This window comes from Nocardia sp. NBC_00416 (assembly GCF_036032445.1).
Taxonomy (GTDB): domain Bacteria; phylum Actinomycetota; class Actinomycetes; order Mycobacteriales; family Mycobacteriaceae; genus Nocardia.
Map to the genome: position 1 here is coordinate 3,058,979 of NZ_CP107932.1, position 14,698 is coordinate 3,073,676.

The 14,698-nt window shown below is 69.3% G+C and carries 12 protein-coding genes; 4 read left to right on the forward strand and 8 right to left on the reverse strand.

Annotated elements, in window-relative coordinates:
- Positions 1-210: 210 nt before the first annotated feature.
- Together OG804_RS12695 and OG804_RS12700 are read left to right on the forward strand one after the other, a co-directional pair.
- A complete protein-coding gene (locus tag OG804_RS12695) occupies positions 211-2,175 on the forward strand; it encodes a 2-oxoacid:acceptor oxidoreductase subunit alpha (protein ID WP_328397137.1) in 1,965 nt (654 codons plus the stop codon).
- The gene (locus OG804_RS12700; RefSeq protein WP_328397139.1) at positions 2,172-3,260 is read left to right on the forward strand and encodes a 2-oxoacid:ferredoxin oxidoreductase subunit beta; all 1,089 of its coding nucleotides are present in this window, start codon (positions 2,172-2,174) and stop codon (positions 3,258-3,260) included. Before OG804_RS12695 ends, OG804_RS12700 begins: the two co-directional genes overlap by 4 nt.
- 222 nt (positions 3,261-3,482) lie before the next feature.
- On the opposite strand, the gene OG804_RS12705 is transcribed toward OG804_RS12700, so the two are convergent.
- Both OG804_RS12705 and hisS read right to left on the reverse strand, forming a co-directional pair.
- Complete coding sequence (locus OG804_RS12705) at positions 3,483-4,127, reverse strand: hypothetical protein (protein WP_328397141.1); 645 nt, start codon at positions 4,125-4,127, stop codon at positions 3,483-3,485.
- Between the two features lie 154 nt (positions 4,128-4,281).
- Positions 4,282-5,544 carry a histidine--tRNA ligase gene (hisS, locus tag OG804_RS12710; RefSeq protein WP_328397143.1) on the reverse strand — a complete coding sequence of 421 codons (1,263 nt, stop codon included), beginning with the start codon at positions 5,542-5,544 and terminating at the stop codon, positions 4,282-4,284.
- Between the two features lie 192 nt (positions 5,545-5,736).
- On the opposite strand from hisS, the gene OG804_RS12715 reads away from it, so the two are divergent.
- Both OG804_RS12715 and OG804_RS12720 read left to right on the forward strand, forming a co-directional pair.
- Positions 5,737-6,624 (forward strand): peptidylprolyl isomerase, encoded by an 888-nt coding sequence (locus tag OG804_RS12715; protein WP_328397145.1) that lies wholly within the window; start codon positions 5,737-5,739, stop codon positions 6,622-6,624.
- Between the two features lie 314 nt (positions 6,625-6,938).
- The gene (locus OG804_RS12720) at positions 6,939-7,532 is read left to right on the forward strand and encodes a hypothetical protein (protein WP_328397147.1); all 594 of its coding nucleotides are present in this window, start codon (positions 6,939-6,941) and stop codon (positions 7,530-7,532) included.
- Between the two features lie 87 nt (positions 7,533-7,619).
- Here the strand turns inward: OG804_RS12720 and OG804_RS12725 are convergent, their stop codons facing one another.
- Genes OG804_RS12725 through OG804_RS12750 form a run of 6 tightly spaced genes read right to left on the reverse strand, consistent with a single transcriptional unit; the run spans position 7,620 to position 14,697 of the window.
- Positions 7,620-8,072, reverse strand: a complete 453-nt coding sequence (locus OG804_RS12725; protein WP_328397149.1) for a DUF4913 domain-containing protein — start codon at positions 8,070-8,072, stop codon at positions 7,620-7,622.
- A complete protein-coding gene (locus OG804_RS12730) occupies positions 8,069-10,015 on the reverse strand; it encodes a type IV secretory system conjugative DNA transfer family protein (protein WP_328397151.1) in 1,947 nt (648 codons plus the stop codon). The genes OG804_RS12725 and OG804_RS12730 overlap by 4 nt, the downstream gene beginning before the upstream one ends.
- A 30-nt stretch (positions 10,016-10,045) precedes the next feature.
- Positions 10,046-10,651, reverse strand: coding sequence for a hypothetical protein (locus OG804_RS12735; RefSeq protein ID WP_328397153.1), 606 nt, complete (start codon positions 10,649-10,651; stop codon positions 10,046-10,048).
- The gene (locus OG804_RS12740) at positions 10,648-12,327 is read right to left on the reverse strand and encodes a peptidoglycan DD-metalloendopeptidase family protein (protein ID WP_328397155.1); all 1,680 of its coding nucleotides are present in this window, start codon (positions 12,325-12,327) and stop codon (positions 10,648-10,650) included. The genes OG804_RS12735 and OG804_RS12740 overlap by 4 nt, the downstream gene beginning before the upstream one ends.
- A gap of 16 nt (positions 12,328-12,343) precedes the next feature.
- The gene (locus tag OG804_RS12745) at positions 12,344-12,652 is read right to left on the reverse strand and encodes a transposase (protein ID WP_328397157.1); all 309 of its coding nucleotides are present in this window, start codon (positions 12,650-12,652) and stop codon (positions 12,344-12,346) included.
- Positions 12,649-14,697: a hypothetical protein gene (locus tag OG804_RS12750; protein WP_328397159.1), complete on the reverse strand. Its 2,049-nt coding sequence runs from the start codon at positions 14,695-14,697 to the stop codon at positions 12,649-12,651. The genes OG804_RS12745 and OG804_RS12750 overlap by 4 nt, the downstream gene beginning before the upstream one ends.
- Position 14,698: the final 1 nt, after the last annotated feature.

The window sequence follows — 14,698 nt, forward strand, 5'->3', positions numbered from 1 at the left end:
GAACATCACGGACGCGGACGGCGCGCCGCCGGCCCACTCGACCCGGTCGGCCACACCATCTACGCTGGTAGTAGGCCTGAGGTACCCATCCTCGGTCGCTCGCGCCCGAACGGCCGCCCATCCGGCACGTGCTTTTCCCGGCGAGGCACCCCCGCACCGGGGTAGTTTGGCGACCGGCAGCTCATTTCGACGAGGAAGTGAAGCACGCGTATGGTTTCGCACCACGACAGCATCGGCCGCCCCGAGACCGAAGCCGCCGCCGGAAATGGCTCCGGCGCAGCGGTATTGGACCGCGTCGTCATCCGCTTCGCGGGCGATTCCGGTGACGGTATGCAGCTCACCGGAGACCGGTTCACCCATGAGGCGGCGGCGTTCGGGAACGATCTGGCGACCCAGCCCAATTTCCCCGCCGAGATCCGAGCGCCGCAGGGCACGCTGCCGGGTGTGTCGTCGTTCCAGATCCAGATCGCCGACCACGATATCCTCACCGCCGGCGACCAGCCGGACGTCCTCGTCGCGATGAACCCGGCGGCCTTGAAGGCCAACCTGGGCGAATTGCCGCGCGGTGGCACTGTCATCGTCAACACCGACGAGTTCAGCAAACGCAATCTCGCCAAGGTCGGCTACGCCGCCGACCCGCTCGCCGACACCAGCCTCGCCGATTTCGTGGTCCACCAGGTCCCGATGACCTCGTTGACCCTCGCCGCCACCGAATCGACCGGGGTCGGCAAGAAGGACGGGCAGCGCGCCAAGAACATGTTCGCGCTGGGGCTGCTGTCCTGGATGTACGGGCGGCCCCTCGGCGGGACCGAGAAGTTCCTGCGGGAGAAGTTCGCCGCGAAACCGGATATCGCCGAGGCCAATCTCCTCGCATTCCGGGCGGGCTGGAACTACGGCGAGACCACGGAGGCCTTCGCCACCACCTACCGTGTCGCCCCCGCCGCCCTGCCCGCCGGCACCTACCGGCAGATCACCGGCAACACCGCGCTGGCCTACGGCCTGGTCACCGCCGGCTCCCTCGCGGGGCTGCCGCTGTTCCTGGGCAGCTATCCGATCACCCCGGCCTCCGACATCCTGCACGAGCTGAGCAAACACAAGAACTTCGGTGTCACCACCTTCCAGGCCGAGGACGAGATCGCCGGGATCGGGGCGGCGCTCGGAGCGGCGCTCGGCGGGGCGCTGGGGGTCACCAGTACCTCGGGGCCGGGTCTGGCGCTGAAGAGCGAAACCATCGGGCTGGCGGTGATGACCGAACTACCACTGGTGATAGTCGATGTACAGCGCGGCGGCCCGTCCACCGGGCTGCCGACGAAAACCGAACAGGCCGATCTACTGCAGGCCCTGTTCGGGCGCAACGGCGAATCACCGGTACCGGTGCTGGCGCCGCGGTCGCCCGCCGACTGTTTCGCAACCGCGGTGGAAGCGGCCCGGATCGCCCTCACCTACCGGACACCGGTGCTGCTGCTCTCCGACGGCTCGATCGCCAACGGGTCCGAACCGTGGGCGATCCCCGCGGTGCGCGACCTCGCACCGATCGATCCGGGTTTCGAACCCGGCGGTGACGGCGATTTCCAGCCCTATGCGCGCGATCCGGAGACCCTGGCGCGGCCGCTCGCGGTTCCGGGCACGGCGGGGCGGGCGCACCGCATCGGCGGCCTGGAGAAGGCCGACGGCAGCGGTGACATCTCCTACGATCCCGCGAACCACGACCTCATGGTGCGGCTGCGGCAGGCCAAGATCGACGGAATCCCGGTGCCGGCCGCCGAGGTCGACGATCCGGACGGCACGGCCGAGGTCCTGCTGATCGGCTGGGGTAGCTCCTACGGACCGATCGGCGAGGCATGCCGGCGAGTGCGGCGGCAGGGCCGGGCCGTGGCCCAACTGCATCTGCGGCATCTGAACCCGTTGCCGCCCGGCCTGGGCGAGGTGCTGCGCCGGTATCCCAAAATCGTCGCGCCGGAGATGAACAGTGGTCAGCTGGCGCTGCTGTTGCGCGCGAAGTACCTGGTGGATGTCCAACCCTGGACCAAGGTCGCCGGTACGGCCTTCTCCGCGCAGGAGCTGGTCGGCGTGGTCGACGCGGCGCTGGACGGATCGCTGGCCGAACTGGAGCACGACAAGGTCTTCGCCGCGCGGGCGCGGGCCACGTATCGCACGAACGGGGGCGCATCATGACGATCGTCGAAACCTCGCTGGCCGGAACCGAACTCGGGATCACACCCGTCTCGGGCCTCTCCGGCGTGCCGACTGCGGACGGCCCGCAGAAGGCCAAGGACTACACCTCTGATCAGGAGGTGCGCTGGTGCCCCGGGTGCGGCGACTACGTCATCCTGGCCACGGTGCGCGGCTTCCTGGCCGATCTCGGCCTGCGCCGGGAAAACCTCATGTTCGTCTCCGGAATCGGCTGCTCGAGTCGTTTCCCGTACTATCTCGACGCCTACGGCATCCATTCCATCCACGGCCGCGCCCCGGCGATCGCCACCGGGCTGGCGGTGACCCGGCCGGATCTTTCGGTATGGGTGGTCACCGGCGACGGTGACGCACTCTCGATCGGCGGAAATCACCTGATCCATGCGCTGCGCCGCAATGTGAACATGACGATCCTGCTGTTCAACAATCGGATCTACGGCCTCACCAAGGGGCAGTACTCCCCCACGTCCGAACCGGGCAAGGTGACCAAATCGACGCCTATGGGTTCGGTGGACCACCCGTTCAACACCCTGTCGGTGGCGCTGGGCGCCGAGGCGACGTTCGCCGGGCGGGCGCTGGACTCCGACCGCGCCGGCCTGAACGAGGTGCTGCGCGCGGCCGCCGAACACCGTGGCACCTCGTTCGTGGAGATCCTGCAGGACTGCCCGATCTTCAACGACGGATCGTTCGACGTGCTGCGCCGCGGCGACAGCGAATCCCGGCTCATCCGCCTGCGCCACGACCAACCGCTGCGTTTCGGGGCCGATAACGAATACGCGGTGGTCCGGCGAGGGTTCGGGATGGCCGTGGTGCCGTCGGCGAATGTGCCCGAGGACGAGATCGTGGTCCACGACGCCCATACCGACGACCCCGAGTACGCCTATGCGCTGTCGCGGCTGTCGGACCAGGATCTCGATCACGTGGTGACGGGTGTCTTCCGGGCGGTGGACCGCCCGACCTACGACGACGGCGTCCGTGCCCAGACCGCCGCGGCACGGGAGCGGTTCCCGGTGGCGGCCGAATCACTGCAGAAACTGCTCACCGGCCCGGAGACCTGGACCGTCGGCTGATCCGTCCGGCCGCGGCAGCGGACGCCGCGATCTGCCGCCGGTCCGCGACGGCGTTCGCGCCGAGCTCGAGCGTGAACCGGCGAAGCCCGTCTCGTTCATGCCCCGAAGAACGCACCGCCCGGTCCGAGATCCCGCATCTCGCCCGAGCTCCGCGCACTTCGGCAGCGGCGGCCCGGCAGCGGTGTGCGGGGCGGCCGGATCGGGAATCTCCGGTCCACCGGTTCAGAGCAGAGTCGCGATCTCCTGATCGGTGAGGACGATCGGGGCGACATAATCCTTGGACCGGGCCAGGCCCACCGCCCGGTACAGCGGCCGCTCCGGCAGGGCCGCGTCGCGGGCTTCGGCACGCAACTGGCGCACCAGCAGATCCGCCACCGCGAGCGCCGCGGGCAGTTCGCTGCCTGCCAGGGCGTCCGCGAGCCGCCGCAGGCCGAGCAGATGCAGTTCCCGGCCACTCCCGGCATCGGTGTACATGGCCAGGGGTACGACCTGCCGATCCGGGCCGGCGGTGAGCCGCAGGGCGAGACGGCTCAGCCGCCCGGGGTACACCAGCAGTTCGACCCCGGTCACGGCCGGAACCTCGAGTGTCCGGGTCCGCAGCAGCGTCCGGGCCTGGACAGCGGAGCCCCGCAACCACAGCCGGCGCCGCCGAACCGCCCCCGCGTACCCGACTGCGGGTACGGCCACTACGAGCGCCGCCACCAGCCCGGCGATCGGACCGAACAGGATGCCGGTGATCAGCCCGACCACCAGAGCGAGGCCGATCGCCACGAACGCCAGCCGCCGCAGCACCGGCGCGAACGCCTCGGGAGCAACCAGGTCCAGCCCGATCCGCTGGTCGGCGTCGGGCAGGTGTGCATCGGTCACGGCAGCGCATTTCGGTCCGGGGACAGGGGTCGCACCGGAGAGTACTACGCGCCGTCGGACAACGCGCGCTCCATGATCAGCGCCGCGCGCTCGTGCCGGAGGCGCCGACCCCCTGTCCAGCGCGACGGGCCGTACGCGGCGGGGCCCGGCAAGCCTATTCCGCGGTCAGGGCGGTGACCACCTCGTCCAGCGGGATCTGCCGCTGGTCGCCGGTCCGCATATCCTTCACTCCGACAGTGCCCTCGCCCAGATCGCGATCCCCGAGGATCAGCGTGTATCGCGCGCCCGACCGGTCCGCGGCCTTCATGGCGCCCTTGACACCGCGATCGCCGTAGGCCAGATCCACCCGGACCCCGGCCGCGCGCAACGCCCCGGCCAGCACCACCATGCGCTGCTTGGCGGCCTCGCCGAGCGGCACCCCGAACACCTCGCAACGGGCCGGATCGCCCGCGGTGACGCCCTCGGCGGCCAGTGCCAGGACGGTGCGGTCGACGCCGAGCCCGAACCCGATACCGGACAGCGCCTGCCCGCCCAGCTCGGCCATGAGGCCGTCGTAGCGGCCGCCGCCGCCGATCCCGGATTGCGCCCCGAGCCCGTCGTGCACGAATTCGAACGTCGTCTTCGTGTAGTAGTCCAGGCCGCGCACCATGCGGGGGTTCAGGACGTACGGCACGCCGAGCCCGTCCAGGTACGCGAGCACCTGCTCGAAGTGGGTCTTCGCGCTCTCCGACAGGTGATCGACCATCAGCGGCGCCCCCGCCGTCATCTCCCGCACCTCGGGCCGCTTGTCGTCGAGCACCCGCAGCGGATTGATCTCGGCACGGCGCCGCGTCTCGGCGTCCAGGTCGAGTCCGAACAGGAATTCCTGTAGCCGCTCGCGGTACTGCGGGCGGCAGGTCTCGTCCCCGAGGGAGGTGATCTCCAATCGGAAGCCGGTCAGGCCCAGGCTCCGGAAACCGGCGTCGGCGATCGCGATGACCTCGGCGTCCAGCGCGGGGTCGTCGATGCCGATGGCTTCCACTCCGACCTGCTGCAACTGCCGGTAGCGGCCCTTCTGCGGCCGCTCGTACCGGAAGAACGGACCCGAATAGCTCAGCTTCACCGGGAGCTGACCGCGATCCAATCCGTGCTCGATCACCGCGCGCATCACGCCGGCGGTGCCCTCTGGGCGGAGCGTGACGCTGCGGTCGCTGCGGTCGGAGAAGGTGAACATCTCCTTGCTCACCACATCGGTGGATTCACCCACCCCCCGGGCGAACAGTTCCGTGTCCTCGAAGACCGGCAGCTCGATATGTCCGTACCCAGCGAGTCGGGCGGCACGGAGCAGGCCGTCGCGTACCGCGACGAACTCGGCCGAACCGGGCGGGACGTAATCCGGCACCCCCTTCGGGGCGGAGAAGCTGCTGGTCTTGGTCACGGTGAACCAGTTTCCCCCACCCGGCCCGGTCGAGTCCAACCGGTTCCGCCCCGGCCACCTGCCCGGGGCGGCCGGTCCGGGCGATATCCGGGCGTACCGCGCCGGAGATGGCAGACTCTAGAACCGGAAGTAACAGACCAGCAGCGACCGGCCGGGCCTGCCGCCCGGCCGCCGCACGGGAGGAACGTGGTAGTGCCCAGCAACGAACAACGCCGGACGGCGGCGAAACGCAAGCTGGAACGACAGCTCGCCAACCGGGCCGAACGCGCACGCAAACGTAAGCAACTCACCATCGCCGGATCGGCGCTCGGCGTGGTGGTGGTGATCGCCGCCGTCACCGGCGTCTATTTCCTGACCCGCGGCGACGACAACGCCGATTCGACCGCCAGCGCCTCGCAGACGCCGGACGCTTCGCTGTCCAGCACGCCGGGCGCGGCGCCGCCCCCGCCCGCGGCGGCCAAACCGGCCAGCGTGAACTGCACCTATCGCGACAGCGCCGAACCCGCCGCCAAGCCCGTGCAGAAGCCGCGCGCCGAAGGCATCCAGACCGGCGACGCCAACTCGGCGCTCAGCCTCAGCGTGGACACCAGCCAGGGCCCACTCGGTCTGACGTTGAACAACGCCGAGTCGCCCTGCACCGTGAACAGCTTCGCCAGCCTGGCGGGTCAGGGTTACTTCGACGGCACCACCTGCCATCGCCTCACTCAGGGTGAGGGCCTCAAAGTGCTGCAGTGCGGTGATCCGACGGCCAGCGGCACCGGCGGGCCGGGCTACGAGTTCGACAACGAGTACCCCACCGATCAGTACGCGCCTCAGGACCCGGCGCTGCAGCAGCCGATCAGTTACAAACGCGGGGTGCTGGCCATGGCCAATGCCGGGCCCGGCACCAACGGCAGTCAGTTCTTCATCGTGTACGGGGATTCGATGCTGCCGCCCAATTACACGATCTTCGGCACGGTGGACGAGGCCGGGCTGGCGACCCTGGACACGATCGCCGGACAGGGCCAGGACGAATCCAACGGCCCCGGCGACGGCAAACCCACCCAGCCGGTGACGCTGAACTCGGTCCGGATCGACTGAGCCCGGCCGCCCGGCGAGTTCGGGCCCGGACCGGTTTCCAGCGATATATGCTGGTCGGCGATACGTTGCGAAGACTGTGCCCCTATTTCCGGGTAATCTCGAAAAAGGGAGTGCGCGTGACCAAGTCGTGCTCGCCGACCGTGATTCCGGGTCGGCGGCGCTGCTCGCGGGTTCTCCCGGTGTTCGCGTCGCGCCGGGCGAATCCTCGCCGGGCGGTGCGCGGGTCGTTCGGCGGATCCCGATCCGCCCGTTCGGCCCGCTACGCCGGGCACCACAACATCCAATAGTGCACACCGCAGTATCGGGGAGCAGCCATGTCCGAGGAACTGGACGACATCAGCCGGGAAACCGCGGCCATGATGAAGACGATGTTGCAGATCGCGACACTTGTCGCCCTCAAAGCCCGGGAACGTGGGCAGCGTGAGGCCGAGATGCGGGTCAAACTCACCGAGGCCCGGGCGAAAGAGGCTCGGGAGCTGCAGATCCGCGAGGCGCGCGACGCCAAGGCCAAGGATCCGCGCAACCTCGCCCTGTCCCAGACCATTTCGCGGTCGATGGGAGAGGTGAGACCGGGTACCGCGGTACCGCAGCGGGAGAACTCCGGTTATCGCGGAGTCCAGCTGGAGAAGGACCGTTTCTCCATCAGCCAGTTCGCGGAGAAGTCCGATCAGGTGGGCGGCGCGGCCGACGCGGTGCGTTACGACTCGGTGGAACGGCGTGCGGCGCTGGCCGCGCATCTGGCCAAGATCGGTGTCGCACCGGAACTCGCCGCGGCCAGGATGCTGGTCGAGGTGGGCCAGGCGACGCCGCCGAGCGAGGCGGTGCGCACCAAGCCCGAACTGGCGCCATCGGTACAGCGGGCCCGGGAACAGGAACAGCTCGCCCGGGGTCTCGAACGGAGCCGGTAGACATCGGATCCGGCCGCAGAACGGAGATACGCCCGTCCACGCGACGGGCGTATCTCCGTTCTGCGCGTCAGCACCGCGGGACGCCGGTCACTGCCTGACCGAATCGGCCCGGGCGCCCCGATCGAGTTCTTCGGCGGGGTCGGCGCCGTCCGCGGAAGGAGCACTGTCGGACGGGTTGCTGAACATCCCGTCCGGCACCGGCGTGAAGGGCAGGTCGGCGAGCATATCCTTGTGCCCGTTGCGGACGCTGCAATATTTGAACGGACCTTTCGGGTCGAGCAGGACGGCCATATGTTTGTCGGCGTGGTCGAGAAACCACACGCTCATCCCGGTGGCGCCGTCCTGCCGCAGATGTTCCCAAGCCCGCCATACCGCGTCCAGCCGCACGATCGCCTCGGTGTGCTTCCACCATTCGCGGCACCAGACGGTATCGCTGAGATCGCTGACCTGCCTGCGGTAGACGACGCTGAGGTATTTCTCGACGAACTCCACCACATCCTTGTAAACCGTCGGGTCCTGCTGTTCGGGAGTCTCGGTCACCGCGGTCCAACCTCCTGCCTCTCGCCCGGCCCGCTCTCCGAGCTCGGGGGTGTGCCTCCCGGACCGTTGTCCGGTTCCGTAGGTGCGCCCGCCGGACTGTCGGCCGGTTCCGTGGGTGCGCCCGCCGGACCGTGATCCGGCTCCGTAGGTGTCCCTTTGATCATCGACGGCGACCCGAGGGGATAGGTGATCAGCTTTTTGCTCTGCGGGTCGTGGTCTTCGATGGACTTCTTCACCGCGGACGCGTATTCGCCTTCCCACCAGGGCACCGTGCGCACCAGAACCGGTGGGGCACCGGAGGAGAACACGATGGCCCGTCCCCGCGGCAGCGTCGCCAGCGCCTGCACGGTGAAGGTCTTGGAGGACCCGAGCGACCGCGAATAGCTCTTACCGCCCTTGGATTCGGAGACCGAGGCCGAGATGGCGGAATGCTCACCGATCGCCTCGGAACGCTCCCGCAGGAAGTTCGCATCGTCGACACCGCTGCCGAGCACTTTGATGTTGGCCGCCGACCACAGCGCGTTCATACCGTCCTCGCCCCAGCACCGGGAGCCCTGGGCCCACGACTGCAGAACGGTCATCACCACGATGCCGCGCGACCCGAAGTGGCTGTACTGCTTGGGCAGATCCTTCCAGCGGACCACATTGGCGGCCTCGTCCAGCACTGCCAGCAGCGGAATCGGCAACCGCCCGAAGGCCGAACGCGACGCCTTGCTCATGGCCACATCGATCACGGCCTCGGTGAGTGCGCTCACCAGCGGCGCCGCCGAGCCGCGCCCTTCCAGCGACAGGCTGTAGAGAGTGCCGTTCTTCTCGATGAACTCCAGTTCGTCGAACTGGATCCGCGGCAGCTCCACACCTTCCTTGTGCGGGGTGACCCACTTGTGCACATTGCGCAGTTTCAGGCAGCGCACCATCTTCTTGGCGGTGCCGAAGATACCGCTGCGGGTGCGCGGGTCGGCGTTGTACTGCGCAGCCAAGCCGGAGGCGGAGAAATCGTGGCCGGCGTCGCGCAGGAACTGGATGGGTTCGGTGTTCTGCGGATCGGTCACCCACTCCCAGATCTGCGTGATCGGCTTGTACCCGATCGCGGCGGCGAGGAACAGGCCCGCCAGGAGATCTTCGGCCTCCGGATCGAAGAAGGCGTCGTTGCGGGAATCGGAACCACTGTCGCTGTCCGCGAAATGCCCGGCGAGGCGCGCAGCCCGCATCTCGCAGCCGTCGCTGTTCGCGTCCACCCAGGCAAGCGGGTTCCAATACCAGGTGGGATCCTCGGCCGCTACGCCCTGCGGGTCGAATACGAAGGTGCGACTGCCCTTGGCCTCGCGCACGTCGCGGGTCGCGTCGACCACATCACGCTTGTTCGACGTGGCCAGCACCGGGCCGATGGCGGACAGGATCGCCGGGATCACCCGGGAGCTGGATTTACCCTGTCGCGGCCCCCAGATGTCCAGATGCAGATCCTCATAGGAGCCGTACAGCATCGTGCCGTCCGCGACGGCGACCCCGATCGGCACCCCGGGCGCGTCGCTGTAGCCCAGCTTCACACCCATGTTCTGGGCCTTTTCCCGGACACCGGCCTCGGTGAGCGCGGCGATCGCGCCACCGTTGCCCATCACGCCGGCCTTGTCGTCCACGGCCAGCCGACCGATCATCCGTTTGGCCGCGGCCCGCCGCCGGAACAGCACGAAACTCGCCAGCGCCAGGAGGACCAGCAGGATTATCACGGTCGCGCCGGTGGGCCAGTGCAACTCGCCTTTGGCCAATCCGGCCACGATGGCGATCGGGTTGACCGGGATGTCCTGCTTCTGCAGCGAGAGCATATTGCCGATGTGCAGTGCCAGCCAGACTGTTCCCAGGACGGCACCGCCTACATAGATCGCGATGAGGCTCAGGTCGGGCCCGACTGCGGCCGGATCCTTCAACGGTTTATTCTTCGCCATACCTGCCTCCTGAGGGGTCCCTTCCGGTGGTCACCGGTATCCGTCGAGCCGCCAGCCCTCGGGCGTGCGCACCACGGTCGCGATGACGGTGGACGGCGCCAGGGGCTCCTCGCGGCCGTCCGGATAGACGACGGTCTGCTCGATTCCGATCTTGAACTGTTGCACCGCGGGGTCCGGACCGGCGGGCGGACGGTCCCCGGAGGCGAAAGTGAAGGCCTCCACCCGCGCGCCGGCGGACGCCCAGTCACCCCACTGCAGCGATACGGCCGGGGCGCCGGCGCTGTCCGACGGCGCGTCGAGCACCCGGACCAGGCTGGGGCCCAGCCACCTCCGCGCCCTTTCCAGCGACGCGCCCGGGACCTCGGTAGCCGGCTGCCACTGATAGATCTCGCGCAGCGCCGCCACCGCGACCCCGTCGGGGGTCACCGGGTCCGGGGCGGGCACGGCCTCCAGCCGCCGGGTGGTCGAGGTGGCCGCGCCGCCACCCGATCCCAGATCCTCGCCACTGCTGCCGCATCCGCTCAGCATCGTGATGCCCAGCATCAGCATCACCACCAGTCCCGCACCAGCACTCGTCTTCTCGTTCCAGGCTAACCGCCCGGACCTCGTAAACGCCGCCGATCCGCGCGTGTTCACAGCACCCTCCTCGCCCGGGCGTCACCGGGTACGGCAGTTTCGGCGACCCCGCCCGGGGCGTCGGCGGTCGATGCCGGCGCCGCGTGGATCATCTGCCCGTTCCCGGCATAGACACCGACCTGCGCCGGACCCCGCGGCCCGAAATCGCTGAACACCAGGTCCCCGGGCCGTATTCGGGCGATCGGCACTTCGGTGCCGGCCTCCCACTGCTGTTCGGCCGTGCGCGGCAGCGAGACCGTGCCGGAGGAGGCGGCGAAGATCGCCGCGGAGGTCAGGCCCGGACCGTCGAGCCCACCGCCGCTGGGCCCCTGCGGACCGCCGCCGCCCCAGACATACGGGGTGCCGAGCCATTCGTGCGCGGCCTGTACGACCTGGTCACCTGCCGAACCGTCCTCGCCCGGGGTGAACCGCCCGGCCGCGCCGGGGTCACGGTATTCAGCTTCCATGGCCAGGATGTTCGTGACGTAGGGCTGGGTTTCGGAGTAGTGCGCGGCAACCTGGTTGGGCATCCCGCCGGACGCCAGCACCGCGCCTTCACCCGCGTTGTAGGCCGCCAGGGTCAGTGCCGCCACATCGCCGCTCACCCGGCCCTCGGCGATCCACCCATTGATCTTGTGCGCGATCGCGCACATGTACCGGCCCTGCCCCACGATGGCGTCACCGTCGTCCCAGACGCTGGCCGTCCCGTTGCCGTCGGCATCGATGACGTAGGGCTGACCGTCATCGGGGTTGGTACTCGCGGCTGTCCCGGGCAGGAACTGCGCGAGACCCTGCGCGCCCGCGGGCGAGGTGAGCCCGCGCCGGAAACCGGACTCCTGGCGGCCCTGGGCGGCCAACAGCGACGGCGTGACCTCCGGGCACAGCGACCCCGCGCGGCGGTACCAGATCTCCAGTTCCGGCGGCACTTTCCCGTTCGCCAGCGCCCCGCCGGCGGTACCGAAACCGCGTACGCACTGCGGGTCGGTCGAATAGGCGCGGGCACCGCCCAGGTCGGGTGTGGGCGCACCGTCGAGCCACGGCATCGGGTCGATCTGGCGGCCGCCGGTGAACCGGCCGCCCGGCACGATCTCGAAATGCAGGTGCGGCCCGCTGGATTCCCCGGCCGAACCGACCGCGCCGATGTGCTGTCCGGCCCGCACGTTCTCACCGACTCGCACCAGCACGCCCCGATCCCACATATGCCCGTACACCGCGGAGAACGCCCGGCCGTTGCCCGGGTCGACCGAATCGACGACGATCCAGTTGCCGAACCCGGATGCCGGACCGGCGGCCACCACCACGCCGTCGGCCACCGCGAAGATCGGGGTGCCGTCGGGAGCGGCCAGGTCGACACCCTTGTGGCCGCCGTCGCGCGAACCGAAGACATCGGAGACCGAATAGGTTCCGGCGGCCATCGGCCAGATCCGGCCCAGCGGTCCGGCTCCGGCGGCGAGGGAGGGTGTCGCGGTCGCGGTGGGGTTGGCGGTGGCGGTTTCGGAGAGACCGGCCGGATCGTCGGCGGCACGCGGATCGCCCGGCGGATAGCCGCCCAACGGCGGTAGCGTCGACTGACCCGGATCGAGTACCGAACCACCCTCACAGGGGTCGTCCACCGCCGGCATCACGATGACCAGCACCACCGTCATCAGGCCGAGTACCAGGCCGAGGGCCGTCCACAGCACAGATTTCGCGTTCACCGCGCTCCTGCGGGGTTCACGTGTCGCGCCGCGTTTCGTTGAGGGTGTCGGCCAGGGCGCGGTTCACCTCCGCGGCGGCCGCCAGTTGCTGCTGCAGCAGTGCGACCTTGCGCCGCAGCGCGATCGCGTCCATTCGCTCCAGGCTCGGTCCCTCGGCGGCCCGCACCCAGTTGCGCACCGAATTGGTGTGCACACCGATTTGTTCGGCGACCAGCCGGCATGCCTCCGATTCGCTGCGCAGTTTGCCGGTGAGCGCGATGACCTGCTGCACCGCGGCGGCCCGGACCTCCGGTGAGACCCGGCGATAGGACCGATGCGGCATCATGAATTGCTCCCGCCCGCCGGGTGTGAGCTGTCCGGCGCCGCGGCCGATTCACCGCCGAACCGGCCCGGATAGGAGGTGAAATCCTCGAAACGCTGATTGGTGTCGTGGATACCGCTGATCTTCTCGGCGGGCGTGAACTCCATATGGAACGGGATACCGGGCCGCCGGTCCTCACCGATCTTCAGCAGGAACTTGCCGGTGCCCGGCGGGGAAGGCCGCACCTGCCCCGGCTTGAGCGCCTCGCCCGTCAATGCCTGCGGAGCGGACCAGCTGGTCACCATCTCTTCTTCGGCCGCGGTGAACGGTATGGTGCTGTCCAGTCTCTTGATCTCCTCCGCGGGCAACGCGCCGAAGATCTTGGCGCGGGCCCGCTCCAGGAAACCGAGCGCCTTGGCGATCGCCGCTTCCGAACCCAGCGATTGCAGGTCCTTGATCGTATGGCTGATCATGATCAACGCAGTGGCGATACCGCGCTGCAACCGGGTCAGCTCGTCGACCCGGTCGACCATGAAATCGCCGAGCCCGAGCACCTGCCACAACTCGTCCATCACGACCTGGAAGTACCGCTGCGGAGCCATTCCCGCGTCGGTCAGGGTGTGCGCCGCCTCCACAGCCGCGAAACCGTCGGCCCAGCAGGCCAGCATGACGGCGGCCTTGAGCTTCTTGTCGCCCTGGGGAATATGGGAGACATCGATGCATACGGCGACCGCGTCGGTATCGATCGGCACCGAGGTATGACCGTTGAACACCGCGCCGAACGGACCTTGGGTGAGGGCCCGCAGCGAACGCCGCAGACCGCGGATCGCCTCCTGGTATTCGATCTGGTTGTCGGCGCCGGCGTCGAGTGCCATCTCCTCGCCCCCGGCGACGATGACCTCCAGCAGGTTCTCCATGATCGGCGGCCGGTCCGGTGTGTAGCCGCTACCCGGCCGGTACAGGATCCGCAGGGCCGTGGAGATCAGCGTCTCCTCGTAATCGCGTACCCGAGCCCCGCGCACCAGCTCCACCAGACCCGCGATCAGCGTGACCTGCCGGGCCCGCAGATCCTGCAGCACCTGTCGCTGCAGGTCGGGCTGATCGTCCAGGCGCGGCACGATATCGCCGAGGACACCACCGGCCAACGGGTTGAGTTTGCCGTGGCCGTAGCCGAGATCGATCACCTGGCCGCCGACGAGTTCCACCAGGCGGCGGTAATCGGGTTTCACATCGGCAAGGATCAGCGGGGTGATGTTCTGCGCGACCCCGCCGAGCACGATCCGCCGCACCAGCGACGATTTACCGAAACCGTTGAGGCCCAGTACGAACAAGCTGGGCGCGGTGATGAAACTACCGCGCATGAACCAGTTCATCGGGTCGAAGCACACCGGAGCTCCGGTGTGCAGATGCGAGCCCAGCGGGGTCCCGATCAGCGGGGCGCCCGCACCCACCGACCACGGCCACAGGCCCGCGACCTGGGCGGTGGTGGCCCGGTACTCGACCGGCCGGCCGACCACGTTCATCCGGCCGCCGCCCGCGCCGGCGAAGCCGCGGTCGGTCAGCTGGGCGGTCTGCCGGTCGAATCCGTCCTGATAGTCCAGTTCGGCGCGCGCGGCGTAGTTTCGGCGGCGGATATCGTCGGTGCGGATCCGGAAGGTCGCCCACGCGGCCCGCAGCCCGGCGCCCTCGCGGCTGGTCTCCTCCAGGCGGGAGCGGGTGGCCGCGTCCAGCAGCGCCGGACCCTGCTGGCGGCGCTTTTCGGCCCGCACCCGCGCCCGGCGGGCCGCTTTATCGAATTCGGGTGTCCCCATGGCCCGGTCGGCGGTCGTATCGACCCGGGCCCGGCGGGCCCGCTCCCGGTTCCCGGGATCACCGTCGCGCGCGGTACGGGTCCGGCGGTCGGCCCGCGAGCGGTCGGGATCGCGCCGGTCGGCGGCACCGGATGCGCGGTGCCCGTCCCGGTCGCTCCGGGCGCGCCGATCGTCGTCCCTGGGGGAACGCACCCGATCGCCGGTGACGGCTCTGGATCGGTCGCGTTCCCGTACGGGTGGCTCGTGCTCGCGTGCCATC